The following is a 26,601-nucleotide window of genomic DNA, read 5'->3' as shown; positions in this document are numbered from 1 at the left end:
CCTTCCTCCCAGTTCCATTTGTAAGAGTGTCGCTAAATCTATCGCGCCCCAAAGCTCTTCTACGTCTTGTACCCTAAAATAAATAATCATACGTACTCCTCTTTAAGTCGAAGTACCATCTTGGATCAATCTCGACAGAGATACTTACCATAATGCGCCACACCCACTTTAAGAGCTGTTTCGCATATAAAATAATAAGCGTTTGAAAGTTATAAGTTTATCTCCTAAGTTTTTTATAACCCTTTACTCAGGAAGATGTAGATGAGCAATATAGAAAAAGTATATGGATTTAATACGCCCCAACGGCTCTTTGTCGGTTACACACTCGCCGTACTCGTTGATTTAACCGTTCTCAATTTTTTTGATGAATATTGGGATTTCGTCAATATCGAGTCTTTCACCATCTCATTTGCTGCTGCGATTTTGCTACAGCTGTTGCTCAAGTTATCCATCGGCTTAGAACATAAGCTCGCGGATTACTTCAAGTCGAAACCCGGCACTGCCCCTAAGATCTACAGAGGCCTGTCGAGCTATGTGATTCTCGTCGGTTCAAAATTCGTGATGCTAGAAGCCATCAACATTCTATTTGGTGACAAAGTGGATTTCACGGGGCCTTGGAACGGTGTCGTCGCCTTCTTTGCAGTGGTATTTACCATTCTGGTTGCCGAAGTGATTGTTTCTAAAATCTACTTTGCATTGGATGACACGCAGAAAACCGAAAAAGCCTAAGCGCTCTATCGATTTTCAAGTGAACTGCAAACAATAAGTGGGCTACTCGGGAAGCCGATAACGTTGCATCACTAAAAAGCAAAACGCTTCCCGAAGGATCGGTTAAAAGCGTTTTGCGCTTTTTTGAGGGAGTGTTGACGGAGATGAGCTTATAATGACGAGGTTACTTCTCCCTCGCCACGATTAAGACCACTTTTAGCTCGCTCTAAATTTAACCGCGAAAGATCTGCGTACCAAGAAGGCTCTCACGTGATCGTAAATCAGATTAAACACAAACGCGTAAATGGTAATAAAAATGGTCACGCCGATATCCATTAAGAATGCCTGCCAAATCCCCACATTAAGCAAGAAAGCCATCACTGGGATCGTCGCTATCAACAAGCCTGCTTCAAACAAAACCACATGGAATATTCTCAGCTTAAGTGAACGCTGAGATTTTTCACCCGTAAAGTAGCGATCAAAAATGCGGTTGAAACAGTAGTTCCAAATCATGGCGATGGTCGCAACAACTATCATGGTTCCTGATAAGGCATTCACATCATGATCGGTAAATATCGCTAAACCAATAATTGAAAGTGTTACGGCCAAAACCTCGAATAACACTGAGTGGAACACTCTTTCTAACGTACTCATACATTCCTCTAAATAATCTAGTCTGTGTTGGATTAGCTCGGATTATGTCATCGAAAATAATAAGAGAAAGTTAACAGCCATCACGATTAGTGATAGCCTGAGCATTATCATCCCATTTGCTATTGAGCGAGAAGTAACATGTACAGTTTTGAGCAATTAAAAGTCTTCGTCACTGTGTGTGAAAGTGGCTCTTTCTCTGCCGCAGCACGCAAGCTGAAACGCGCTCAGTCTGGTGTCAGCCAATCGATCGCCAACCTAGAAATTGCCATCGACCAAGAGCTGTTTAACCGTGAGAAAAACATCCCTGTTTTGACCAACACAGGTAAAGCCTTATTGCCTGTCGCTAAGTCGATTCTCGACCAACAAAAGTACTTCGACCAAAAAGTAGAATCGCTGACACAAGAAGATGAACACGAACTGATCATTGCCATTGATGAGAGCATCATAGATAAGAATTTCATTAAGATAATCAGATCACTAGCCGATCAGTTTCCAATCACACACTTCGATATTATTACCACCTCAACCTTCGATGTTGAAGACTTAGTCAGACGCGGCAAAGCACAGATAGGCATCATCTATGCGGATGGTGAACTTAAAGTAGATATGGACTTCTTCTTACTGGGTCAAGCACGTTTTCTTACAGTTAGCTCCGCCACTCACGAGCTGAGCCAAATGCCCGTCGTTCAAGACTCAGACCTAAAGCGCTACCGCCAATGTGTGCATCGTAGTTCTAAGCAGCGCGAATTGTGGTTCACCTATGGCATCAGCTCCATGCTTTGGTATGCCAACAACCACAAAACGATCATCGATCTCGTTGAACAGAACGTAGGGTGGGCAAATGTGCCTGAAATGATGGTGATGGAAGGGATTCAGAAAGGTGATCTCGTAGCACTGCCAGTGGCACACGAGCATGGTGGTTGGATTACTCCAGTGGGTTGTTTGGTGTCTCGCAGCCATATCAATGGCCCAGTGTTAACAAGTTTACTTGAAAAACTAAAAGGCCACTCATTAGAGAACAATCAATGGCAAGCCAACTAATCTCCCCCAATTCTTGAGTTCAGCCTATTTCAGCAACTGAATCCTAAGTCAATGACGGTTGTGTTTTCTCCAGCACTACCTCATTTACGCTTTTCGTGCCGATAATTTTCTTTGTCGTGTGGATAAAACACCCTAGTTGATATCCCAAAGTGACATAACTAGTATGCGATCCCAAAGGGTTTGTCTTATCAAACTGATATCGACAAACCCAAATCGCTCTTTAACACCACTGACCCAACTTCAAATCTCCCACATAAGTGCCCCTGCCCTGCAACCACTTGTGAAAGCTTCAAATAGATCACTTTTGAATATTGATTCGCACCCAGTTTATGAGCCCTCTTCGAGTGCTTTTTTATATCTAAATGAACCTTTTGGAAAATTTGTCGTGAACGTTTTAAGAAATATTTGCCCTGAGAAAATGGGCAAAGAGCGTAACAAACGAGAGTATGATTTACGCGTACTTAATTGTGTCAGTGAAAGCGAGTATGAATCGCGTATGGCAGTTTGGAATAGCTTAACTTTGGTTGCTACTCCGTCTGTTTCAGAAACAAAAGGCTTCATCGATGAGGCTTTCAACAAACTTCAGCAAGACTTGAAAGAAGCCAGCCGCGAGTTATCGATAAACTACACAGACTTCATTGCAATGGCGCATGAAGAACTCAACTACATTAAGGTGTTTGTTGCTGATAAGACCGCACAATACGGCTGGTATGCCGCGATCGTTCTTATGATCATCGGTACTGTTGCTTTATGCGCTCAGTAAACCAAACTGTGTATTAAATAAATTGCCTTAAAAGCTCAAGCGATAAACATAAGCACATATCTGTGCTTATGTTTTAGCTAGAAAACAAACAGTTAAACTCATTTATCTTCTAGTCTAAAAGCCTTCACTCTCCCATCAGAGACAACAGATCCCGCGTCGCTTGTTTTGGATCTTCAGCGTGACATATCGCAGATACCAGTGCTAACCCATGAATACCGCTCTCAACTAACTGCGGGATGTTCGATTCGTTAATTCCACCAATACCGACAATCGGTAGCTTCGTTGTCTCCAACGCCATTTTAATTCCATCATAGCCCCAATGTTTCTTTAGATTCGTCTTGGTCGGTGTGGCAAAAAGCGCACTGAGGCCAATGTAATCGATCGGTAAGCTATCGGCTTCTTGTAACTGCTGTTCAGTTTCAATTGATAACCCAAGAATCTTGTCTGGGCCAATCAACTGACGTGCTAACTCAGCAGGCATATCAGACTGTCCTAAATGTAAGCCGTCAGCATCCACAGCCAACGTAACGTCTACCCGATCGTTAATGATCATCGGGACACCAGAGCCAGCCAAAATCGACTTAACGGCCTGCGCACGTTCAATGAAAGCTCTGACATCTCCATGCTTCTCTCTTACTTGAACCATAGTGACACCACCAGCGATTGCTTGTTCAACTACAAACTTAAGCGTTTCTAGATCTTGCTGGTCATCAGTAACCAAGTAGAGCTTATAAGGGTTCATATCGTGCCTTTGGAGTCGGAGTCTAAATTGCGTTTCTACTATTTTACCGACAATTCGCATCATGTGCATGGAAGTTAATAAACAATTAGCTCAATTAAGCATGCTCCAACAAATATGCAACTCATTGAAAAGATACTAAAAAACCGGATTTTTTAACGAAAGCGTTACTTATTACACAAACTATTCACTTAAGCCTGCCCAGAACACTGTTTTATGGAATACTTCGCAGTGAAGGAATCAGGTAAATATAGGGATAGTTATGCGCCACCTTTCTATAGCATTTAAGATCAAGCTAGGTTATGCCATCTGCTTGCTCTTTTTCGTCATTTCAGGCTTTGTGAGTTACAAAGGTATCCAAACCTTGTCGAACGGCTTTAGTCAATACAGTGTACTTAGCCAGAAAGCGACACTGTCAGGCAACATTCAAGTGCATTTTCTACAGATGCGCTTAGCCTCTGAGCGTTACTTAAAGTCATTGGATGAGCAATACGAAACGAATTATCAATCAAGTAAACTCGCGATTGATGAACTGCTCAACAACTTAATCCAAACCACCACCAAAACTGATAGCCTAGCTAGTCTGCAATTAGTGCAAGACAGCGTGGCGGCATTTGACACGGCTTATGGCTCAATGAAACAGAGCCAGCTGCTCATCGACCAATTGGTGAATGTCGAGATGGTCAAACGAGAAACCAACGCATTGAAAGCGGCTCAGAGCTTATTGTATGAGTCTTACAATAACAATGATCCTAACGCGAGTTTATACGCGGGCATGTTGATGGAGAATTTCCTCGCAGCCAAGATCACCGTACTCAGTTATTCAAACAACAATGACCTTAAAACCTATGAGGCGGGTAAAGATATCTTTGAATACGCGCTACCAGGTATTGAAGGCGACATTGAATCTCTTAAATCATCGCCTTATCAAAGTGAGCTGATTGAAGACTTCTCGAATCAGCGCGAAGCGTATGCAAAAGGCTTTGAGCAAGTTCATCAACAAATGATCGAGAACACCCAAAGAACTGCGACTCTTGCCTCGATTGGAGACAGCTTGGCTATCGCGGTCGCGGATGCTCAAAGTATTCTCGAGCAGCAGAAACAAGCACTCACGCCAGTACTGCAAGCCAGTGAAAAACGTTCAGTTCAAATCATCATCTTGCTAACGGGTGTGGCTTTAGTGATTGGCATGACGAGCGCCGTTTTGGTGACTCGCTCTATCACCAAAGGCATCGCACAAGTTAAACAGATCACCAATGAGCTTTCTCAAGGTAACTTAAATGTTGAAGTGAACATTGAGAGCAAGAATGAGATTGGCGAACTGCTGACTAATATGGAGATCACCATTGAATCTCTGCGCGATATTGTTGGTCAAGTGAACCGCTCTAGCGTGCGTATTGGTGAGATGTCGGAGTCACTCAATCAAGTGACCAATAACAGCTCGACCAACGCAACACAATTGAATATCGAGATGATCAATATCTCTTCTGCCGTTGATCAATTGGCTTCCAGCACATCAGAAATTGCTGCAAGTGCTAACCACGCGTCTCAAGTTGCTAACCAAGCAACCGAGAATGTGGCGATGGGACTCAAAGAAGTAGACAAAACACTGCATGAAATTGGCAGCGCCGATGAAAGCATGCAGGTCAGCAGCCAGAAAGTGACTGACCTACACAAAGAGTCGATGAACATTGGTGCCATTCTTGAAGTAATCAAAGGCGTTTCTGAGCAAACTAACCTATTGGCATTGAACGCTGCCATTGAAGCCGCTCGTGCGGGTGAACAAGGTCGTGGATTTGCAGTCGTAGCCGATGAAGTGAGAACGCTAGCTAAGCGTACCCAAGATTCAGCTAGCCAAATTGATGAGCTCATCACCTCGTTACAACGTGGCGCTAAAGATGCACTCGAGTCAATCAAAGAGAGTCACAGTACGGTTTCTGATGCTTCGACTCAGGCGCAACAAGCTTCTCAGAACTTGCATGTGATTAACCAACACATCCAAGATTTGAATCAGGCCAACAGCCAAATCGCGATATCCGTCGATGAGCAAGACTGCTTAACCAAGTCACTGGGTGAAAATGCGCAAGGTGCCAATACCATCGCACAAAGTAACCAAGAGTCAGTCAGCAGCATTTCAGGTGCAGCGAGCGACTTAACCGAAGTTGCTCATCACTTAGAAAACCAAGTGAATCGATTTAGAACCTAGCTAACTTTCTGTCTCTGTTATTCAAAGTCTCTGTTATTCAAAGTCTCTGTTATTTAGAGCCTCGCTTATTGAAAACATAGCGAACACGGTTTATATAATAAGAAAGCCCCCAGCACATTCGTGTTGGGGGCTTTTTAGTGAGCTAAGTGCTTATAGCCAGATTGAATCTACTGAATCTTCAAACGTTGAATCAGAGTCTCTTCATCAAATTGATATAACTCATCAAGTAAGTTCATTTGCAAACTACCTGGGCCGCGTGAGTTCTCAGCTGCGATTTCACCAACCACACCCAATACCGCCGCAGCAGCCAAACCACTTTCATCACCAACAGCAGCAAATGCGCCCGTCAATGCCGTTAAAGTACAACCCATGCCGGTTACATACGGCATCATTGGATGACCGTTGTTTAACGTCACAACACTGTCTTTGGTGACAACGTAATCTGTCTCACCAGAAATCACCACATTCGCACCGTATTCAACGACTAAGCATTGCGCTGCGCCTAATGCAGCATCACTGCTATCTAGCGCATCAACGCCTTTGCTCTGTGCTTGCTCGCCCGCTAACGCGATAACCTCAGACGCGTTGCCACGAATGATCAACTTATCCGCTAAGCGTGCAATTTCACGAGAAGTCTCGGTACGCAGCGTACTTGCGCCACAACCCACCGGGTCAAGAACCACAACCTTGCTATTGGCATTCGCTTGTTCAACCGCGAAACGCATTCTTGGCGTCCAAACACTGTCGAGCGTGCCAATGTTAATCACAAGCGCGCCAGAGAAAGACATCATCTCAGCCAGTTCTTGTTGTGAGTGCGCCATGATAGGTGAAGCGCCAATCGCCAATAACGCATTGGCCGTATTGTTCATCACGACGTAGTTGGTAATGTTCACAACCAGTGGTTTTTGCTCTCGTACTGCGCGCAACGATTGGATGATTTGTTCAGTTAGCATGGGTAAATCCTTATTCGTGAAAGTCGTTTTAAGCCGCTGCAGGTTGGCTAGCGACAAGGTTTAGCCGTGATTAGTCATTAAGAGCGTTCAGCCCTTGCTGCCAAAAAGCCACTTCCATACGCGTTGCGGTTTTGAAGATATGAACGATGTTCTGACCGCGCTCGCTGTTGATATCAATTTCAGCAAGCAGTTGATTGAAGTATTCCGCACCCGTTGCCACACCAGACTGGAATTCTTCACCGCCATACAGTTGCAACCAGCTCGCATATGGGTTGCCTTCTAATACGGTATCACTGCTCTCTAACAACACTTTACCGATAACAGCGTAACCAATTGAACACGGAGCCAATGCCGCATATAAGTCGACAAGATCACCCGTCATACCCGCATCTAGAACGTAGCGCGTGTAGGCAACTGTGCCGAAATCTTCCGGTTCGTTTTCTAAATCCGACTCAGTTAAACCCCACTGACCACAGTAAGTCACATGGTGAGAGATTTCAGAATCTAGCAGCGCATGAACACTTGGCAGTGCACGACGCATATCAGCCAAGGTTTTAGCCTTGTAAATTGCCAATGCATAAGCGCGAGCATACTGCTTCAAAAACAGAAAATCTTGCTTCAGGTAATGCAAAAAACACGGCTGAGCGAGGGTGCCGTTCGCCAGCGTTTTAACAAAATCATGCTCGGTGTAGTCTTGCCAATCTTGCTGACAGGCTTGGATTAAGTCTTGGTATTTCATGAGATTCCTTAGTCAAAAGTCGGTACGTAATCAGCGGCTTTGGGTAGTGATTTGATGATGCCTTTGTCGAACATAAACTGTGCGTAATCGTCGTAACGCTTCATATCCACTGCAGAAGGGCGAAGTGCGAAACGAGTCAGCGTGTCGTTCCATGCGCGTTGGTTAAGTTCGTTATTCAACGTATCTGGTGAATACGCCACAAACTCACCCCATGACTCTTGTGGGTGGTTCACAATGTAAGTCGTTGCTTGTTCCAATGCTTTGTTGAATGCTTTGATCGCTTCATCGTCGTGCTGCTTTGCGTTCGCAACAAAGATAAGCTCGTCGTAAGCGGGTACACCGTGCTCTTCTGGGAAGAATGCTTTCGCTTTAAAGCCTTCAAGGGCTAACTGGTTAGTTTCGAAGTTACGTAAGCCACCCCAAATTGCGTCTACCTTGCCTGATGCCAATGAAGACGACAGTGCCCAACCGACATTGATGGTTTGCACGTCTGTAAACGCAACATTTTCTTGAGCTAGCATGGTGCCGATGGTCGCTTCTTCGTTACCCGCAATCGCAATACCGATCTTTTTGCCTTTCAGATCCGCTAGTGAATCGTTCTTGCCATTATCTAAAACCATCAACGTATTCAGTGGCGTTGCGATAAGAGTAGATGCACGAACGAGAGGCAAACCTGCCGCTACATCCATGGTTAAACTTGGTTGGTAAGTTACCGCTAAATCGACCTTACCTGCTGCGACCAATTTTGCTGGCGTGCTTGGGTCTGCTGGCTCTTGGATTTCAACCTCTAGGCCTTGATCAGCAAAGTAACCACGCTCTTGAGCAATCACAATTGGGCCGTGGTTCGGGTTCACAAACCAATCCAACATCAGTGTCAGTTTCTTTTGTTCAGAATCCGCTAATGCGTGACCTGAAACTAGTGAAGCAAGTAGTGCCACTGCACCTACCAATTTGGTATTTTTCATAGTTAACCTTTCCTTTTGAATATTATTATTGTGTGTATCGAGCTAATTTTTAACGAAGTTTTGTTTAGATAAATAGCGTGAGCGAAGCTTTATTAAACAAGTGTTATTGAGCGAACCATCACTGGTTCTCCCAAGGGATAGCTTTTTTGAGTAATTTGTCTGTGATGAAGTAGAGCGAGATAGACAGCACCGCCAAGATGAACAAGGCTGCAAACATCTCATCAATGATCATGCGTGCGTTCGCTTGCAGCATTAGGTAACCCAGCCCTTCACTCGAACCCACCCACTCGCCGACAACCGCACCAATTGGGGCAATCACCACAGCGACACGAATACCAGACGCCAGTGTTGGTAGTGCCGCCGGCAATTGGATATAACGGAGCAATTGCCACTTCGATGCACCCATGGTCTTAGCAAGATCAAGATAACCAGTCGGTGTATTTCGCAGACCGTCGTAACAACAAGTGGTCACGGGGAAGAAGATAATGATCGCCGCCATCACGACTTTTGATGCGATGCCATAACCCAGCCACAGCATCAATACTGGCGCAATCGCAAACACAGGGATGGCTTGGCTAGCAATTAAGATAGGCAACAACCAGCGTTTCAGCGGTTCGAACATCAACATCTGTAGGGCGAAAAACAGCCCCATGGATAAACCGAGCAATAGACCAAGTAAGATCTCCTGCGCAGTCACCCAAGTGTGTTTGAGTAGCACATCGTAACGTTCAATAAGTTTTAAAAAGACTTCTGCAGGCGCTGGCAGAATGAAGCTAGGCATCTCAAAGATAACCACCACCATTTGCCATAAACCGAGAATCACAGCACTGCTGATAAGCAAACGCATAACGGGATTCATCTGACGAGGGCGTGTAGTGGTAGTCTGTACGTTAGCTGAACGCGCCACAGCTTCGCTTCGCGTTAGATCATTCATAATCACGCTCCAACTGATCTAAGATCGCTTGTTGTAACTCAGCACATTCACCGTCTAACACTCTTGGTGTCGCTGTATTAGGCACAGACAGTGACTGTGCACTCGCCGGAGTGCCTTGCAACACATACAAGTTATCCGCCAAACGCACCGCTTCTTGTGGATCATGAGTAATCAACACAACGGTTTTATCTCTTAACAGTTCACAAGCTAAGCTCTGTAACTTATGTCTTGTTACCGCATCCAGCGCAGAGAAAGGCTCATCCATCAGTACCACTGGTTTGTCTTGCATTAAAGTGCGAGCCAAAGCAACACGCTGACGCATACCGCCAGACAATTGATTTGGCATAGTAGACGCGTGATCAGCCAAACCAACCGCAGCGAGCAACTCTAGTGCTTGATTGGTTTGCAGTGCTTTATCAGAAGCTGGATTTTGAAAACGATGACTTAGGCAAACATTGTCGATAACCGACAACCATGGCAGTAACAAGTCTTGCTGTGCCATGTATGCGATGCGATCCGTTAAAGGCAATTCATCAGACGTTGCCAATGTGCCCTGCCACTCCACCTTATCGTCCAGTAAGCCTGCCAGATAACGCAACACCGTGGTTTTTCCGCAGCCACTTCGACCTAGCAATACCGTCCACTTACCTGCGTTTAAGCTAAGCGACAACCCAGACAAGGTCGCGTGCTCACTGTCGTTATAACGTAAAGAGGCATTGCTGAGTTGAACGCCAATCGTATTAACGGACATTACCGTGTCCAGCGAAGAAGTGATTTACCGGGCCATGACCTTGACCAACTTGCAACTCATCAGCATGAGCAATCGCGCGAGAAATGTATTGTTTGCCTAGGTCAACAGCTTCTGCCAGCGTGTTGCCCTGAGCCAAGAAAGAAGCAATGGCAGATGAAAGCGTACAGCCCGTGCCGTGGGTGTTTTTAGTCGGGAAACGCTTAGCACTAATCAAGGCAGAGGTGGTTGGTAGAATCAGTAAGTCGTTACTGTTTTCATCTTTCTCTAAATGGCCGCCTTTTAGGAGTACCGCTTTCGCGCCCAAAGCACGCAGGTCCTCAATCATGCCCTGCATTTCAGCTTCGCTTTCAGGTACTGGCTTGCCTGTTAATGCCGCGCCTTCTGGTAAGTTAGGGGTGATAATGTCTGCCAGCGGAATCAACTCTTGCTTTAGCGTCGTGATAGCTGAGTTTTCTAGAAGAAGATCGCCACTTGTCGCGACCATTACAGGGTCAATTACAAGATGCTTAGGTTGGTACTGCTTAATTTTGTCAGCAACGACTTTGATGATTTGAGAATCAGCCAACATGCCGACTTTCACTGCCACGATATTGAGATCAGTAAAAACCGCATCTAACTGGCTAGCGACATGGTCGAGTGGAATAGGAAAAATGGCGGAAACGCCTTGAGTGTTCTGGGAAGTGATAGCGGTAATCACAGAACAAGCAAAACTACCGGTAGCAGACATGGCTTTAATATCAGCTTGGATACCTGCACCGCCGCCACTGTCAGAACCCGCGATGGTTAAAACAATCGGAGTATTCGTGCGAGTCGTGTCTTCAGCAGAGTGCTGCTGTGTTGAGGATTTTGGAGTTGAGGCTTTTGGCGTTAAAGCTTTTGAAATAGAACTGTGTGTCATTGTCGCTCCTACTATCTTACAAGACGTAGGAGAACGAACACTGATCGAAGGAGAAGTCGCATTAGGCTCATGAAAGCTTTCATGGGTGCAGACGTAGATCGAGTGCTCATAGTTCCCTACGCCAGTGTTAACTGAATCAGGTTCAACGGGTCTCGACTAACGATCTCAGCAAACACCAAATAAGGTATATGCCCCCCGACTATTGATAGCGATAATAACAGCACTCTTAAAACTGAGATACTCATTTTATTCAATTATACTAATTCCGCATGAACAAATTTCAATTAGGCCCAACAAAACAAATACTTATAACGTTCCTTTAGATGGCTTCGACTGTATAAACAAGCACAACACAATCAGAGACATACCTAACCAGCCTGTAAAAGGAATCAGCTCACCGACAACACAAACGGCAAGCACCGCTGCGACTACTGGTTCAAACAAGGTCAGCAGATTGGCACTGCTCGCGGTGACGTGGCGTAAACCAAAACTGAACGCGATATAGCCTAAGCATTGTGGGATTAACGTAAGATAGCTGATGACTAATACGTTAATCTGCGAGGAAAACAGGTTCTCACCCGTAAACCAGAGCGTTGGCAGCAACAGCATCGCACCAAGGCCAAAAATACTGCCCATCGCTGCTTGTGACTTAATCCCTTTATCGATCAGTGCTTTTGTCGCCCAAGAATAAATGGCGTAACACAACCCAGCGACCAGACCTAAGCCAATACCTAACAGCTTGAGATCATCACCGGATTCGTTCGCCGATGAAGATTCTGAAAACACCAACAATCCAATACCTACCACACCAATCGCAAAGCTAGTGAGCCAACGTTTGTTGATATTATTCTTTTTGCTAATCAGACACTCTAACAGTGCCGAAAAGAAAGGTGCGGTCGCAATCGAAACCACGGTACCAATCGCCACACCTGATAATTTCATTGAAGAATAGAAAGCTAACGGGTAGACCGCCAAAGCCAAAGCGCTCACTGCCAACAGCTTCTTATTCTGCAAAAGCTTGTCGAAAGCGAATAGGATTTTTCGATATGCCAAGCCCGCTTGCATTAGGCCACCGACGCCCATAGAAAAAGCACCAATCGCTAATGGGCTTAGATCAGGAGCAAAACTTGCGGCGGTGCCTGTCGTGCCCCATAAAATAGAAGCAAACAAGATGGCTAAAGTGCCCGTTTGGAATTCGTTAACGCGATTGATGGCAAGACTCATTTCTATTACCCAATTTTCAGTTCTGAAATAGATAATAGTGAAAATTGATAAGAGTTAGTTTGCCAAAAGGACGCTATTGTTGTTTCTAAAGACTCTCTTTCATTGAGCCTAGAAACGCCCTTGGGGACATACCAAAGTGCTGAGAGAAGCGACGACTGAAAGCAGAAACATCACTATATCCCACATTTTCAGCAATCAATTGAACCGGTAAATCGGTGTGAGTTAACAAGGCTTGGGCTTTCTCCATACGATATCGAGTGATGTATTTAAGCGCACTGATGCCCAGACATTCTTTGAAGCGTTTTTTGAATTGAGTAGGGCTCAAACAGGCCGTTTCAGCAAGTTGTGAAATGGATAACGGCTGGGTGTAGTTATCCGCAATCAGCCTTTGTACCGCACGGATTCTTGGGTCGATACTCTTGCTGACTTGTTGTTGCTCTAACAGCAATGAAAACACATCCAAAACTGATGACTCAATGCCACTATCGACCTGATATTCCAGCTGCTTCTCAACAAACAGTAAGAAGCTCATCAAAGGTGGTGTGATCGTAAAAACCGAGAGCTCATGCTCTAACAAGTGCTGCGGCAACTCCGCCATATCCGCGACAATAAACCGCGCTGCTTCATCCGCCTTAAACGCATGCGCTGTGGTTACCGGAATCACCACACATTCTCCCACGGCCACTTTGCCGACATACCCCACCATTTCAATATTAATACTGCCTTGGATCGGCAATACCAATTGATGATGGTCATCATGAGCATGAGTATTAAACTGCTTGGTGTAAGATCGAATGCTTAAGCTAGATTTCATGAGCAACGCCGGAGTACATTTCGCTAGGTTAAAGTAAGAGATACAAAGTTACATTATCACTTCCCTAGAGTCACACTTAATGCGCATCAAATTCATGCTAGCTAGGTGACATGATCAAAAACGGCCTCTACTCTAATTGAGAGGCCGTATTTATTATAGAGTGGTAAATCACGTTAAAGGTTTAAAACGATACTTGGCTGTTCTGACCAATCACTACCTGAACACTATTTTCAACAGCATAGATTTCAAAACCATCAGCAACCGGATCGGCATTGTCTTCATCACTGTCATGCTGTGCAGTACAGGTATAGCCTAAAGAGTAAGTACCTGAATCAATGAAGCCCAGAGAAAACTCATAGTTGGTCTTCGCTTTATTCAATGTCACTGACGCTGAAGTGATCGGTTTTTTCTCCGCTGGACCACCAATTGGTGCCATGTCAGCTTTAACGATGTCACCTTCATACAAATAAACCGATTGAACGAAGGTATTGTCATTTGTAGGGTTACAAGCTCCAAAAGTTGTTGTCGCTACAGTACCTTCAATGTTTCCTGTCTCAACCGTATTGATAAGGCTCACAGACGTTCTTTGAATGGTGTAATCAGGGAGACTTGAACTGTTCTTTAAGCCGCGTCGCAGATCGAACTCAACAACAAAATCGTTACTTTGTTGGTTCACATTAAATGAGTTGTTAAAATACAGCACACCAGCGTTATCTTCTTTACCCACACCTTGCGGGCATGCACCTTCACCTTTCACAGTTAACTGACGGTTCGTATCATCGTTTTCTATAACGTAAGAAGGTGTTGTTGGGTGGTCACCATCATGGGCAAACGCACACAACTTATAACTGCCGACCGGGATGACCTCATTTTTGATCAAAGGAAGCGCCTCGCTGCCTTGGTAATCCAATAAATTAACACTTAATGGAATAGGCTCCTCACCATCTGGCAATGGGTCACCGTTTTTGTCCACGTAGTTACCGTTTTCGTCCGTTTTATACACGTCATAAACCAATGGCGTACCTCCCTGTCCCGGAAGTAAAGCCACCTTACTGAATGTCACAGTGACGTCTTTAACATCATCAATGGGCGCATCACTCACACTCAAGGTAATCGGTGTCGTGCTGCTTGATGAACCTGAATCACCACCACAACCGACAAGCCCAGCCAGCACAAGGCTCGCTAAAGCGGTTTCCTTTAAATACTTCATAACTCATGTCCTATAAATCACTGCTTAATAGAGGGCTTAGTTTGTTGCCCTCTTATTCTTTTCCTTAATGTGACTCATAGATAAACGCGCTTATGGCCAAATCGGTTAGCCCCATTATTTAAGGCTTTCTTCATCCAAAAGCTTTGTTCATCAAGGTGCACATATCAGATCGCACATAGGTTAATTAAGTCTAGTAAGTAAATTGTCAGTAGTCGCGCGTATTTAGCAAGGTTGCTGTCAATTATGTTGAAATAGGCGGTATGTATAGGCTCGGAGAGAATGTTTGAAAGCAACTTGATCGAAGTTAATAATCGCCACCAAGATCAAAAAAGGCCGTTAAGACAGCCTATTGCTGAACTTAAACGACCTTCTCATTGAATTTTGATTAAGCTAAGACGATATCAGCTCAGTCAAACTCACTTATTTTTGAAGTTGCTCTTTAGCGGCTTCAACCTTAGAAAAATCTAGGCCAAGCTCTTCAACTGCTTCTTTGATTAGCGCAGGGTTTTGCATTACCTGACCCATCAGCATTTGAAGCTTATCTTGTGGTAAACCAAGTTGGCTGATTGTCGCCATTGCTGCAAGAGGGTTCTCTGTCAGCGTTTTGAATAGCTCGCTGATCTGCTCGTCGCTAATATTGTTCTCTTTCAACATTGCTAAAATCGGGTTCATTTTTTTGCCTTTGAAACACTAAATTAAATAGGAGCACAGCATACCATCTAGCTGTGCTCGATTGTACTAACAAGTGACGCTTTGGTTTAACGCGAACCGCACTTTTCCCAAACGCAAATAATGCTTGGGCTTAGCGAGACTCTAATGGGTAAGAGCGGTAGCTCCACATACCATACGTTCTCAGTGCGTCACGGTAGATGCCTAGAAGCTCACCACTGCTCGCTTTCTTAAGATCTTCTAGCGGCTTATCTGGGTAAGAAACCGTATCGAAGGTAATACCCTGAGGGCCCGTTTGCCAGCTCGCAATTTCAAACAGAGTTTGACCACGACGAACATGACTTGCCGAGCTAATAATGGTCGCATGTTTAATATCATGACGAGCAAGCGCATAGCTACTAAACAAGGCGTTGCCTACCGTGCTAGTCGCGTAGTTCTCTTCAATGATGCGGTCTTTGCTTACCCCTTTTGAGATAAGCCAATCCGCCATTAACTTACCTTCTGTCTTATGGTTCTTAGGCACGCCGCCGGTTAAGACGATCATCGCGTCAGGGTTAGCTTTCGACATTGCTAATGTTGTTTCAAGACGTTCAATCAAGATTTCATGCATAGAACCATCTGGATTAAGCGCGTAGCCCAAAGTGACGATGGCACCGTGGTCGCTCAACAGTCCCTTATCCGCAGACTCTTTAAGAGGTGTTTCTAACACGCGGTCGACCGTTGCAAAAATACGTTTGATGTCTTCTGCTTTACCTTTGTTCAGGCTTTCCAGCTTGTCCATGTGCTTATTCGATTCACTTTCATTGCCTTCAAATCGCTGCCAAACCGCAAGATATGCGTGCAAGTCGACATCGTCTGGCGCAACTGTCAGTGCTTGTTCAAACAGCTCAATAGCGCGCTCTGCATTCTTGTTGTAGATCTGAGCGTTCGCTGCCGAGATCAACAAGTCAGTACGGTAAGGTTCTAGCTGGTACGCTTCTAACAATCGGTTAGTCACAATTTCCATGTTGCTTGGCATTTTAGCCGTGAAGCCCGCGTGAGAAATTCTTGCCGGAGACTTAAACGCCTGCAACGCATCAAGAAGTAATTGGTCGACAACTTGTCGCTTAGTCACCAACTGCGCGTAATCTGCTGAAGCTTGTACTGCGCCATCGTTAGCGGCAAAAGAATAAGGTGTTGCGCCAAAAGCAAGCATGCCACCAAGAGCGAGGGCGATAATGTTCTTTTTCATGGAAAGATCCTGTGTCGTTAAGTGTTCACATCAGATTTGCTCCCCAATGTAAGCCCCCAAGATTAAAAAACCGTGAACCAAACCTTACTCTCCAAGGTTAATATTCATTTGTTGCATAAGATGTGGCAACAGATCACGATTTTGAACTTACCAATAAGCCTGTGTATCCAGATAATTCTGGTTTGAACCAGTGCTCAACGTTTTTGTTGGAATATCTGACTGCGGATTTCATACGCCCTATTCCACCGAAAACCACCCATCACAAACCCGAACTCCGCAAAAAAAAACACGCCCAAAAAGCAACTTTAAGCTAATTTTTTCAACAACTTGAAATTCAACATACTGAATCGCTCGATTCCATTCTCGCTCTAATAAAGAAGTTTTAAGCACATAGACTTAAAACACGCATCAGCCGATTTTCAAATAAATTAAAATCAATTATTGAACGGTCGTTCAAGTGGTGCTTTAATGAATCACCAATACAAGGAGTTACCCCATGCTTAAGTTCTATTTTCACCAAACACCCAACCCAATGAAGATCGCTCTGTTTCTAGAAGAGACAGGCCTAGATTTTGAACTCGTTCCTGTTGATACCTTAAAGGGCGAGCAACACACTCCGGAATATCGCTTAATAAACCCGAACGGAAAAACACCAGCCATTGAAGACGATGGGCAACGCGTGTTCGATTCTAACGCTATACTTTTGTACCTATCAGAGAAGACAGGCAAGCTTGGTGGTCAGCCAGAAGACAGAGCCGAACTGCTCTCTTGGATGATGTTTATCGCGAGCGGCCTTGGCCCTTATTCAGGTCAATCGGTACACTTCCGCCATGCTGCACCAGCAGGCCTCGACTACGCTGTGAACCGTTACCTACGTGAAGCACAACGTCATTACGAAGTGTTAGAAAAGCATATGGAAGGTCGTGAGTTTATCGTCGGAAATGAGTACACCATTGCCGATGTCGCTGCATGGGGTTGGATTGATAAAGCACCTTTCGTGCTTGGTGAAGAAGGCTTAGAACCTTACCCGAACTTGAAGCGTTGGTTTAACACGATCAACACTCGCCCTGCTGCACTACGTGCCCGCGAGATTGGTAAAGGCATTGAATTTAAAACCGAACGTGATGAAGAAGCGAAACGAGCACTGTTTCCGTCGAATTATGCGAAGTAGAAGAGACTTAAGGCTTAACACTGTTCGAAGCGACGACTAAGTCTAAAATAGCGAGAGCCGCTCAATGTGGCTCTTCGTTATTGAAAAATTCAAATTCATGCATCTTGGTCTTGACTAAATTAAAGAACAGCTATGAATGTAGGGCTATTAAAGCATAAGCATCTTAGTTGGAAGACCCGTTTTCACTAACCCCAGCCCCTTTATCTACGATTTATTATTTTATACCTGACACATACCAACTAGACCAATGAAAGGTATGTGAGATTCTCCGCACTCATAGTAATTTAGTTAAAATCACTATTCATTTAGGATAATTTTTTTTCTTGCATCAGTAGAATTCATAACAAATTAAATTGGGTGTTAAAACAATGAGTGACAATAAGAGTATTTTTCCAGAAAGGTCAATGGCTCGTGAGGCTGAACTAACTAACAAATCAACGATCAATTCTAATGCCGATGAGGACACATTTTTCCCAAAAACCTCTATGGCTTACCAAAATGAAGTCAAAGCATCTCGTATTACACCAGGGATGGGGCAAGGCTTTTTACCACCCTTAAAAAAATCTGGGTACATGCAAGCAACAGCACAACAAAATGCGCCGACTCAAACTGCAAACATTGCCCCTGAAAATATGTATTGGCCTCCTTATAATTTTATTGAGGGGGAATACATCAATACGAAGGTACTACCTGATGACGCGCTAAGGACGCAATTACAAAATAGTCACACTGAAGTTATGCTTTTAACTTTAGAAGAGGCGTTTAGAGTCCTACAAAGTTGGGGCTGGATGGATACTAAAGATACTTGGAAGTCCATGACAACCTCAACTGGCAGTCAAGTTATGATTAATTATGGGGTCAATGGTAAGGATGTTGTATCAACTTCAATGGTTATTGCTCAATTTAACCTCCATGGTTTAAGGGCAACAAAACTTGGATTAAAAGCCACTTTTGGTATGAAAATGGCTACTGAATTCAACAAAATTGGCAATGAAATGATCAAACTAACTGGTCATTCAGGCTTAAGACGTATTTTAACAGCATCATACTACAGACTCGATAATCCAAAGATTGTACAGCTAGGTATTGGCAAGTATGGCTTATCCCACTCTATAAAATCTGGAACCGTTCTAACTATTTATGTCGCTGCTGGATATCGAATATTAGACTACGCACTTAATGATGAAGTGTTTTTGACTGACCTCATCGGTTCTCTGGCGACAGATTTAGTTAAAATAGGAATATCTTCGATTGTCTCTGCTGCATTTGGTGCTACAGCAATGGCTCTAACATCTTTCGTTGCAGCACATTTAGTAGTAGTAGTAGCTGCAGGATTATTAACGTCAATGGTATTAAATGAATTGGATAACCACTATGGCATTACTGCTAAAGTGATAGAATTACTAGAAAAAGCACAACAAGAAGCTGTTGAGAAAGGGAAAGAGCTACAAAAAGACGCCTATGATAGCTTCTTAGATCTTGCCGAAATGCTTGTAGAAGGGGCTCTGGAAACAGGAAAAGAAGTAGTCGAGGCAGAAATCCGACACTTTATAAAAACATCACTAAATGAATTAATTTTGAAACCATTATGAAGCTAAAACCTGCATTAGAAAAAATCAAAAGAGTTTACAAGATAGCTGCAGGTACACTGCTTTTTGCTATTATGACAGCCGCTTCATTTTATATGGGATGGAACAATATCATTGAATTAAGGCAACCTATTGGTGATGTTGAGGTATACTCTCGATTTGACCTCGCAGTTATTCCTATGGGCGTAATGATGCTAATAGTGCTCATCTTGGGTATATGCTATGTGATAACAGAAGAGCGGTGGGAAGATAGGTACAGTGCAAGATTGCCGCTTTCTAGTTTAGGGTTTGCTGCTTTAGCTATTCTATTAACACTTGCCACACCTTATATTTATGAGTCGAGATATAAAGAGGCAGGGCTACAAGAATGTACCGGAACTCCAGTAGGATACATGCCATTCTTTGGTAAGAAATTTGCCGTTGAACCATCACTTTGCAAGAAATGAGGGCTAAACTTTGCTGCCTTAACATTTGACGAGCAAAAAAGTAAGAAGTTTAAGACAGCGTTATTGATTTAGCTTCAATGTTGGTCGCGAGAGCCTCGACACGAACAAAGAACGAATACAAGCTGATATGAAATCCTTTGTAAATAAACTTAAAAGAGTTTGCACCCTCGTAGCAGGAGTCATAATTTTTGCGACTATCACTGTGTACGCACTCTATACGGGATGCTTAAATATTTTAGAGTTTGGGCAACCTATAGGTGAGGTCGAAACATACTCACGATTCAACTTATCCCTTTTTCCTATGGGAATTTTTACACTTGTAATGACCATTATAAGCATTTTCTATATTATTACAGGGGAACGTTGGGAAGACAGATATGGTGGAGTGCTACCATTATCTTCATTAGTATTCGTCGGAATTGCGTTAATTTTAACACTCATAACCCCTTCGATTTACGAGTCAAAGTATGAAGAGGCAGGCCTCAAAGCATGCTCTGGTGTTCCAACTTCTTACCTTCCTTTTTTTGGTAAGAAATTTGCAGCTGATCCATCACTTTGCAGAAAATAACGATACGTATTGAGCTGCCTAACAAGCAAGTAAATTACCACCTTCTAAAGAAGGTGGCTTTGTGTGAGCCCCCTAAAAGGAGTCTTTGTTTAGTCCAGCGCTAATTGCTGCTGTTCCACGCGCTCTTTCTTCTCCTGATGCCTTACATAACGTCGATTGGTTTATCATTAAAAACTTCCGCTTCCATCAACAAACAATTATGAGTGGTTACAAATGGAAAATGAATAACCCTCAAGTGATAAAAATGGGATTAGGTATCAGGGATCTTCAGGCGTTTAAAAGCTTTGTTCGGGTAAATACTGGATTAGAAGTCGCATTTTCACTAGGAAGCAATGCTGTCGACTACATTTTAAGAGATGATGCTACCCTGGAGCAGTTTATAGGCAGCTCTGCACAAGATATTGTAAAGGGTATCGTTGCATTAGCAGCTTCGGCGACTGTAACCGCTGTTTTATTGTCTGGTATAGCTACAGTGTCAATTATAGGGGCTGGTTTATTATTTGTAGCCGTATCATATTTTGTTGGTCAAGCTGTTAATGTTGCTTTCGAGGAATAGAAAGACGCTATAACAGGCTATACACAAAATAAAGCAAAAGAAGATGCCGAGGACTACATCCAGGACATTAACGGTTACAGCTATTCAATGTCAGACGCTTTAAGGAATGCTGCATTATGACCAAGTACGTGAAGTTGTTAATTATAGTTTTTACGATCATTTTATCCGGTTATTTTAGCTACCAAAACATACTCATGGTTCAAAAAGTTGGTGATGTGGTTAAAGTTGATGGAATTATGAACATTGGCTCCACATATGGTGTTTTTTTCGTTGCTCTGGCTTCGTTAAGTGGTTCACTAGCTCTCATTTTCAACTTACCACTCCCCATTCTAAACGAGAATCTATCCTATTTGTTTTGATAATCATGGCTCCGATCTTTACTTACATGACTGATAATCAAATCCAGAAAAATTTAGAAGGCTATATTGAATGCACAAGTAAAAATACAAATACATTGAGGTATTCAAATCGAACTTATGTAATCTCTCCAGAATTATGTAAAGGCCAATAGTAAAGGTTAAAATAACATGTTCAAAAAACCACCAAATGAATTAGTTTTGAAACCATTATGAACCTTAAATCAGCATTAGAAAAAATTAAAAGAGTTTACAAACTATTTATTGGGGCTGTTTTAGTGGTGTTCCTAGCCCTTGTTAGCTTATACATTGGGATTAACGAACTCCTCTCTCTTTCAAATGAAGTATCTGATGTAGAGGTATATTATCGGTTTAACTTAGCAATGATTCCGATAGCTGGTGCTTTGACTTCATTGTTCGTGGCTGCCGTTTACTTTGTAGTAAAAGAAACACGTCTTGATGACGTTTCTGGGAATACTGTTAGCTACAGTATAATGATTTCATTCATATTATCTGTGTTAGTAACACTAATCACACCATCAATATACGAGTCACGCTTCGAAAATTCTGGCCTCAAAGTATGCTCTGGTACACCTGTAGGTTACCTACCTTTCTTTGCAAAGAAATATGCTATTGACCCATCTCTTTGCAAGAAATGAGGGCTAAACTTTGCAGCCTTAACATTTGACGAGCAAAAATATAAGAAGTTTAAGACAGCGTTATTGATTTGGCAGCGATGTTAGTATCTGGAGTGCTCGAAACGAGCAAAGAAGTAATAGAAACTGAAATTAAAACGTTCGTCAAAAACTCACTAAATGAGCTTTTACCAAGAGAATTATGAACATTAGAAGTACGATAAACAAACTCAAAAGAGTCTCAAAGTTTATTCCTGCAGTTTTTATTGGATTAACTTTGTCATTTGTAAGCCTAGCCTTTGGAATCAATAATATCATTTCACTGAATGAAGATATTGGTGATGTCGCTGTATACTCTCGATTTGATCTTGCCCTAATTCCTATAGGGTTAATAATGCTTGTATTTTTTATAGTGGGAACATATTTCATATTTACCGAAACACGCTGGGAAGATAGGTATGGTGGAGCCTTACCTCTTTCAGCAATAGCATTAGCCGGGATTGCTTTAGTTTTAACATTCATGACCCCTTCGATTTACGAGTCAAAGTATGAAGAGGCAGGCCTCAAAGCATGCTCTGGTATTCCAACGTCTTACCTTCCTTTTTTTGGTAAGAAATTTGCCGTTGAACCATCACTTTGCAGAAAATAACGATACGTATTGAGCTGTCTAACAACCACACAAAAAAAGAGCCGCAAAAGCGGCTCTTGATTTTCAAACTATTCGAACTCGTTCAGATTACTCTTTACCGAATACGTTGTTCTCTTGCTCTTGTACACGAATGAAAGTCGTACGCTTAGTTAGCTCTTTAAGCTTCGCTGCGCCTACGTATGTACAAGTTGAACGTACACCACCAAGGATGTCAGAAATTGTGTTGTGAACTGAACCACGGTATGGAAGTAAAACAGTTTTACCTTCCGCAGCACGGTACTTAGCAACACCACCTGAGTGCTTGTCCATAGCTGACTGTGAAGACATTCCATAGAACTTCATGTATTGCTTACCGTCTTGCTCTACAACTTCACCGCCTGACTCAGAGTGACCAGCTAGCATGCCGCCTAGCATTACGAAATCAGCACCGCCGCCGAACGCTTTAGATACGTCACCCGCACATGAACAGCCACCGTCACCGATGATCATGCCGCCAAGGCCGTGTGCCGCGTCGCCACACTCGATGATTGCAGAAAGTTGAGGGTAACCTACGCCTGTTTTAACACGTGTAGTACAAACAGAACCAGGGCCGATACCAACCTTAACGATGTCTGCGCCCGCTAGAATTAGCTCTTCAACCATGTCACCCGTTACAACGTTACCCGCAGAGATAACTTTAGTCGGGAATTCAGCACGTACTTTTTGTACGAACTCAACTAGGTGTTCTGAGTAGCCGTTAGCGATATCGATACAGATGAATACAAACTCTTCGCTAAGCGCCATGATCTTCTTAACTTTCTCGAACTCAGCTTCAGATGTACCTGTTGATACAAAAACGTTGTTCAGAGTTTTCTTGTCTGCTGTTTTAGCAAACTCAGCCCACTGCTCTACTGTGTAGTGCTTGTGTACTGCAGTCATAACACCATGCTCTGCTAGAGCAGCTGCCATTTCAAAGCTTGCTACCGAATCCATGTTAGCTGCAATTACTGGAGTACCAGACCATTGACGACCGCTATGCTTGAATGTAAAATCGCGGGTTAATTCAACTTGAGAACGGCTTTTAAGGGTAGAACGCTTCGGACGGAAGAGTACATCTTTGAAACCTAACTTAAGTTCTTGTTCGATACGCATGGTGTTTTCCTTGATTCATAAAATTATGTGTCTCTCGCGAAATGCGTAGTAAAACCGTTGGCAGACGAGTTTACTTTTCTTCGGACACAAAAAAACCGGAGCGTTGGCAGACGCTCCGGTTTTCAGCATTATAGGTCGTGATTTAGTAACAGCAAGTCTGATATTTCACTTTTTTTTATGCTATCCTCTCAAAGATTCCATACCTGCTAAAACTCCTCTAGTGACACTTTCCCACTAAATTCTTACTAATTAATAACTTAGCGAACCATTCACGCAAACACTGTTGGTTTATTGCGCAATCGTTTTCCTCCCTTTTTTACGTAATATCCCCCTCACAAAGCAAATATGTGAGGAAAGTGCCTCGAAATCACATAAAAACCACACTTTTCTCCAACAAAAAAATGCCTTTTTTCATAAATAAATTCGATTTTTTTCTAATTTTTATCGGTTTTTGACCAAATTGGGCAGTCTCGTGACGTTTCTGTTTTGCGGTCACTTGGAAAAGTAGAGTGAAAACGACTCAATCTAGAGGCCAATACTCACTTGGGTTTGATAATTCAGCCCTCGCACTCCATTAAATGAAGCTTTCAAACTCAAACTTTATAAATCCACTTTCTATTCACCCGTAGCATTGCCGCGCCGAAAGCACATTTCGTGGCTGCCCTTTCGTTGATTTAACCTAAAACATTCAGTAAAGCGCATGGAAAAAGAGAATTGGTTAACGTGAAAAGCTAGGGGGAAGATTAGGTTGGAAGATAAAAAACAAAAAAAATGGCTAAGGTAATTAACCTTAGCCATTTTTATTCGATGTTTTGAATTGTTCTTTACAAGCTATGAGTATCGAATTAAGACAGGTGCTAATTCTTTTGAGCGCTTAACGCTTCTGCCGTCGCATCTTGAATCGACAAGAACAATGACGTGATTTGTCCAGTAGGCGAACGCATCGGGTTTAGCGTCACGTTCTGGTACATGAAATCAGCTTGTTGAGTGACAGGGCGAACATTGCGGCACTTGAACAAGTAAGGTCTTTGTGGCCATGTAATAAAGCTGCGACAACCTAAATCATAGACTGGCTTGGTTTTCAGCCTAAACCACTCTTCTGGGATTTCAGGGAATAACTCAAAGATCGACTTACCGATAGCATCATGTGATTGCTTACCGCTATGGTGAGTCATGAAGCCATTCCAAACTTGCACCTCAAAATCGCGATTAATAACCACCAGCCCCATATCGACGTTCTGAACCATGTCCACCATCCAGTGGAACTGTTCAAATTCAGCAGGAAGATTCAACATATTAAAACTCCTCCATTAGGTAGGCCAATTTATTATCTAGAAGTGGCAAAGATTCATCAACAAACATGAATAGAAGGTCACAACGGATTGAAGTGCCATCTATGTTATAGCTGACTTCGAAAGTCATCGTTTTCTTGAATGAGCCGCCGGTATTTTCAATAACGGAATCGATTGAGATGTGTTGACCCAGCAACACCGGAGAGCTCTGGAAGAAACGAACTTCTGACTGCTCACCTAACCCATTCAGGAATGAACCCACAAGGATATTAGACACATCCATCAACAGCTCTAATTCTTCTAACTGTTCGCTTTCTGTTGGCACCTTCATGAGCTTTTTAAGATCGCTCACACTGGAATCACTCAGCAAGACTAACGCTTCACCTGCAATACCTTCTCCACTAAAGCCTTGGCAAACACCCGACACTTGGTCGTTGTCTGCTAAGTCGCGAAGTGCCATGTGCAATTCACTCACTTCCAAAATATTCACGTTCGGTAGTGGTAAATGGACAAATACATCAAAATGGCGCGCCAGCGCATCGGCGGCGCGGCCGATTGCTACGTTCGCCACTTCCATGTAGATATCGCGTCTGCGTAGTATTGGAAGATCTAAAGCGGTAGGGGTAACAACCTGAGGCTGTGTTGGCGGCTCAACAAGTTCACGTAAAATGCCTTTTAAGGCTTCTTTATCGATCGGTTTTTGTAAAAACGCTTTAGCACCAAGGTCCATGACCCTCTGCTGCGCTTTTGGCTGGATGTCACCGGAAACAACGACAACAGGTGTGTTATCACCTAAGCGTTGCATCTCTTCCAATGTGCCATAGCCATCTAGCTCTGGCATGGTCAAGTCGAGGAACATCAGTTTAAACTGGTTTTGAGCTAACTCTTCAAGTGCATTAAGCCCATGAACAGCAAAAGTTATATCTGCATTTAGAGAACTAGGCAGTGATCGAGCCATCTGCTTCCTTGCTAATGCAGAATCATCACATATAAGAACTGGGAACGACATAAATGCACCACCGACAAATTAAAGCTAATTTCGAGGAGTGTAACAGATCATTATCGTATCAGGTACGGGGTGAATGAATTTATATGTAGATTATTAGTCAGATTGATGGGAAAAGCGGATATTCGATTATCTCTGATTATTCTTTATGAAAAACAATATGCTACAGAGATAGTAATAAGCCTTTTTATAAAGTAATTGCACTATTTCATGAAATGACTGCGATAATTTATAGAATAAAAGCCTTAATAAGTAGCCTACTAAGGCTCGACTTGCCGATTCACGCAACAGCCATACATGTTTGCTCAACTATACATGTTGCTCAACTGTTCGTGTTGATCGCCTACTACGCGTTTATCAGGTTGACGTTTTTATCCGTTTTACATAATGAGTACAAGGGAGCTAAAACTGATATGTAGGCCATAGAATCAGTAATGCGAAACGAATAACCACAGCAAACACCAGTAAAGCGATGCCCAAACGGTACCATTTGTATTCCGCAATATTCATTGGGATACGCTTATAAAACATAGTAATCACGCCTTTCCAATCACTACTGCGTCTTCCGTACTGCATCATGCTCGTCAAAACAAACAGAGCACCAAGTACTAGCATTCCTTTCTCAGCCCAAAACAATCCAACTTCCATTTGTATTTTCCTTGATAAAACGGTGAGCGACTTAAATCATTCTAGCCACCTTTAC

Annotated in this window: 28 protein-coding genes and 1 riboswitch; of the genes, 11 read left to right on the top strand and 17 right to left on the bottom strand. The window is 43.2% G+C overall.

The annotated features are described in order from the left end of the window. Positions 1–261: 261 nt before the first annotated feature. Positions 262–729 carry a hypothetical protein gene (locus AB4180_RS15075; RefSeq protein WP_012600934.1) on the top strand — a complete coding sequence of 156 codons (468 nt, stop codon included), beginning with the start codon at positions 262–264 and terminating at the stop codon, positions 727–729. A gap of 195 nt (positions 730–924) precedes the next feature. Here the strand turns inward: AB4180_RS15075 and AB4180_RS15070 are convergent, their stop codons facing one another. Next, positions 925–1,362 (bottom strand): PACE efflux transporter, encoded by a 438-nt coding sequence (locus AB4180_RS15070; protein WP_102250286.1) that lies wholly within the window; start codon positions 1,360–1,362, stop codon positions 925–927. A gap of 138 nt (positions 1,363–1,500) precedes the next feature. Between AB4180_RS15070 and AB4180_RS15065 the strand changes: the two genes are divergently transcribed. Both AB4180_RS15065 and AB4180_RS15060 read left to right on the top strand, forming a co-directional pair. Continuing rightward, on the top strand, positions 1,501–2,403 hold the full coding sequence (locus AB4180_RS15065; RefSeq protein WP_102250285.1) for a LysR family transcriptional regulator: 903 nt from the start codon (positions 1,501–1,503) through the stop codon (positions 2,401–2,403). A gap of 418 nt (positions 2,404–2,821) precedes the next feature. Continuing rightward, positions 2,822–3,166 (top strand): hypothetical protein, encoded by a 345-nt coding sequence (locus AB4180_RS15060; RefSeq protein WP_009844840.1) that lies wholly within the window; start codon positions 2,822–2,824, stop codon positions 3,164–3,166. A 124-nt stretch (positions 3,167–3,290) separates the two neighbouring features. On the opposite strand, the gene thiE is transcribed toward AB4180_RS15060, so the two are convergent. After that, entirely contained in the window at positions 3,291–3,908 is a 618-nt protein-coding gene (gene thiE / locus AB4180_RS15055) for a thiamine phosphate synthase (protein WP_102250284.1), read from the bottom strand. Between the two features lie 259 nt (positions 3,909–4,167). Between thiE and AB4180_RS15050 the strand changes: the two genes are divergently transcribed. Continuing rightward, positions 4,168–6,111, top strand: coding sequence for a methyl-accepting chemotaxis protein (locus AB4180_RS15050; RefSeq protein WP_102250283.1), 1,944 nt, complete (start codon positions 4,168–4,170; stop codon positions 6,109–6,111). 167 nt (positions 6,112–6,278) lie between these two features. Here AB4180_RS15050 and thiM read toward each other — a convergent pair whose 3' ends face one another. The 11 genes from thiM to AB4180_RS14995 form a co-directional block, all read right to left on the bottom strand. Further along, the gene (thiM, locus tag AB4180_RS15045; protein WP_029223731.1) at positions 6,279–7,064 is read right to left on the bottom strand and encodes a hydroxyethylthiazole kinase; all 786 of its coding nucleotides are present in this window, start codon (positions 7,062–7,064) and stop codon (positions 6,279–6,281) included. Positions 7,065–7,134: 70 nt separating this feature from the next. Beyond that, positions 7,135–7,803 (bottom strand): thiaminase II, encoded by a 669-nt coding sequence (tenA, locus tag AB4180_RS15040; protein WP_017096376.1) that lies wholly within the window; start codon positions 7,801–7,803, stop codon positions 7,135–7,137. 8 nt (positions 7,804–7,811) lie between these two features. Then, positions 7,812–8,768, bottom strand: a complete 957-nt coding sequence (locus tag AB4180_RS15035; RefSeq protein ID WP_017096377.1) for an ABC transporter substrate-binding protein — start codon at positions 8,766–8,768, stop codon at positions 7,812–7,814. A 118-nt stretch (positions 8,769–8,886) separates the two neighbouring features. Continuing rightward, positions 8,887–9,702, bottom strand: a complete 816-nt coding sequence (locus AB4180_RS15030; RefSeq protein ID WP_017096378.1) for an ABC transporter permease — start codon at positions 9,700–9,702, stop codon at positions 8,887–8,889. Next, complete coding sequence (locus tag AB4180_RS15025; RefSeq protein ID WP_017096379.1) at positions 9,695–10,453, bottom strand: ABC transporter ATP-binding protein; 759 nt, start codon at positions 10,451–10,453, stop codon at positions 9,695–9,697. Before AB4180_RS15025 ends, AB4180_RS15030 begins: the two co-directional genes overlap by 8 nt. Continuing rightward, complete coding sequence (gene thiD, locus AB4180_RS15020; protein ID WP_017096380.1) at positions 10,443–11,351, bottom strand: bifunctional hydroxymethylpyrimidine kinase/phosphomethylpyrimidine kinase; 909 nt, start codon at positions 11,349–11,351, stop codon at positions 10,443–10,445. The genes AB4180_RS15025 and thiD overlap by 11 nt, the downstream gene beginning before the upstream one ends. 96 nt (positions 11,352–11,447) lie before the next feature. Further along, positions 11,448–11,559: riboswitch (TPP riboswitch) on the bottom strand. A 98-nt stretch (positions 11,560–11,657) separates the two neighbouring features. Further along, positions 11,658–12,575, bottom strand: coding sequence for a DMT family transporter (locus AB4180_RS15015; protein ID WP_017096381.1), 918 nt, complete (start codon positions 12,573–12,575; stop codon positions 11,658–11,660). 85 nt (positions 12,576–12,660) lie between these two features. After that, positions 12,661–13,389 carry an AraC family transcriptional regulator gene (locus AB4180_RS15010; protein ID WP_029223732.1) on the bottom strand — a complete coding sequence of 243 codons (729 nt, stop codon included), beginning with the start codon at positions 13,387–13,389 and terminating at the stop codon, positions 12,661–12,663. A 181-nt stretch (positions 13,390–13,570) separates the two neighbouring features. Then, complete coding sequence (locus AB4180_RS15005) at positions 13,571–14,599, bottom strand: DUF4382 domain-containing protein (protein ID WP_029223733.1); 1,029 nt, start codon at positions 14,597–14,599, stop codon at positions 13,571–13,573. Between the two features lie 420 nt (positions 14,600–15,019). Continuing rightward, positions 15,020–15,271, bottom strand: a complete 252-nt coding sequence (locus AB4180_RS15000) for a DUF2999 family protein (protein ID WP_004731647.1) — start codon at positions 15,269–15,271, stop codon at positions 15,020–15,022. A gap of 130 nt (positions 15,272–15,401) precedes the next feature. Then, positions 15,402–16,499: a YdcF family protein gene (locus AB4180_RS14995; RefSeq protein WP_017096383.1), complete on the bottom strand. Its 1,098-nt coding sequence runs from the start codon at positions 16,497–16,499 to the stop codon at positions 15,402–15,404. Positions 16,500–16,995: 496 nt separating this feature from the next. On the opposite strand from AB4180_RS14995, the gene AB4180_RS14990 reads away from it, so the two are divergent. The 7 genes from AB4180_RS14990 to AB4180_RS14960 all read left to right on the top strand — a co-directional run bounded on the left by AB4180_RS14990 (position 16,996) and on the right by AB4180_RS14960 (position 22,469). Beyond that, complete coding sequence (locus AB4180_RS14990; protein ID WP_017096384.1) at positions 16,996–17,670, top strand: glutathione S-transferase family protein; 675 nt, start codon at positions 16,996–16,998, stop codon at positions 17,668–17,670. A gap of 368 nt (positions 17,671–18,038) precedes the next feature. Continuing rightward, positions 18,039–19,262 (top strand): hypothetical protein, encoded by a 1,224-nt coding sequence (locus tag AB4180_RS14985; RefSeq protein ID WP_241820686.1) that lies wholly within the window; start codon positions 18,039–18,041, stop codon positions 19,260–19,262. Beyond that, positions 19,259–19,705 carry a hypothetical protein gene (locus tag AB4180_RS14980; protein ID WP_017096386.1) on the top strand — a complete coding sequence of 149 codons (447 nt, stop codon included), beginning with the start codon at positions 19,259–19,261 and terminating at the stop codon, positions 19,703–19,705. Before AB4180_RS14985 ends, AB4180_RS14980 begins: the two co-directional genes overlap by 4 nt. A 127-nt stretch (positions 19,706–19,832) precedes the next feature. After that, positions 19,833–20,273: a DUF2079 domain-containing protein gene (locus tag AB4180_RS14975; protein ID WP_102250282.1), complete on the top strand. Its 441-nt coding sequence runs from the start codon at positions 19,833–19,835 to the stop codon at positions 20,271–20,273. A gap of 85 nt (positions 20,274–20,358) precedes the next feature. Next, the gene (locus tag AB4180_RS14970; RefSeq protein ID WP_017096313.1) at positions 20,359–20,829 is read left to right on the top strand and encodes a hypothetical protein; all 471 of its coding nucleotides are present in this window, start codon (positions 20,359–20,361) and stop codon (positions 20,827–20,829) included. 568 nt (positions 20,830–21,397) lie between these two features. Next, the gene (locus AB4180_RS14965; RefSeq protein ID WP_017096315.1) at positions 21,398–21,844 is read left to right on the top strand and encodes a hypothetical protein; all 447 of its coding nucleotides are present in this window, start codon (positions 21,398–21,400) and stop codon (positions 21,842–21,844) included. A 178-nt stretch (positions 21,845–22,022) separates the two neighbouring features. After that, positions 22,023–22,469 carry a DUF2079 domain-containing protein gene (locus tag AB4180_RS14960; protein WP_102250281.1) on the top strand — a complete coding sequence of 149 codons (447 nt, stop codon included), beginning with the start codon at positions 22,023–22,025 and terminating at the stop codon, positions 22,467–22,469. An 87-nt stretch (positions 22,470–22,556) separates the two neighbouring features. On the opposite strand, the gene AB4180_RS14955 is transcribed toward AB4180_RS14960, so the two are convergent. The 4 genes from AB4180_RS14955 to AB4180_RS14940 all read right to left on the bottom strand — a co-directional run bounded on the left by AB4180_RS14955 (position 22,557) and on the right by AB4180_RS14940 (position 26,546). Then, complete coding sequence (locus tag AB4180_RS14955) at positions 22,557–23,600, bottom strand: GMP reductase (RefSeq protein ID WP_009844818.1); 1,044 nt, start codon at positions 23,598–23,600, stop codon at positions 22,557–22,559. An 857-nt stretch (positions 23,601–24,457) separates the two neighbouring features. Next, positions 24,458–24,895, bottom strand: coding sequence for a PAS domain-containing protein (locus AB4180_RS14950; RefSeq protein ID WP_009844817.1), 438 nt, complete (start codon positions 24,893–24,895; stop codon positions 24,458–24,460). Between the two features lies 1 nt (position 24,896). Then, entirely contained in the window at positions 24,897–25,901 is a 1,005-nt protein-coding gene (locus AB4180_RS14945) for a response regulator (RefSeq protein WP_012600962.1), read from the bottom strand. A gap of 399 nt (positions 25,902–26,300) precedes the next feature. Continuing rightward, a complete protein-coding gene (locus AB4180_RS14940; RefSeq protein WP_009844815.1) occupies positions 26,301–26,546 on the bottom strand; it encodes a hypothetical protein in 246 nt (81 codons plus the stop codon). Positions 26,547–26,601: the final 55 nt, after the last annotated feature.

Origin of the sequence: Vibrio sp. 10N.286.49.C3 (assembly GCF_041469545.1) — a bacterium.
GTDB classification, from domain to species: domain Bacteria; phylum Pseudomonadota; class Gammaproteobacteria; order Enterobacterales; family Vibrionaceae; genus Vibrio; species Vibrio tasmaniensis_A.
This window is presented reverse-complemented; position numbering and strand designations above follow the sequence as displayed.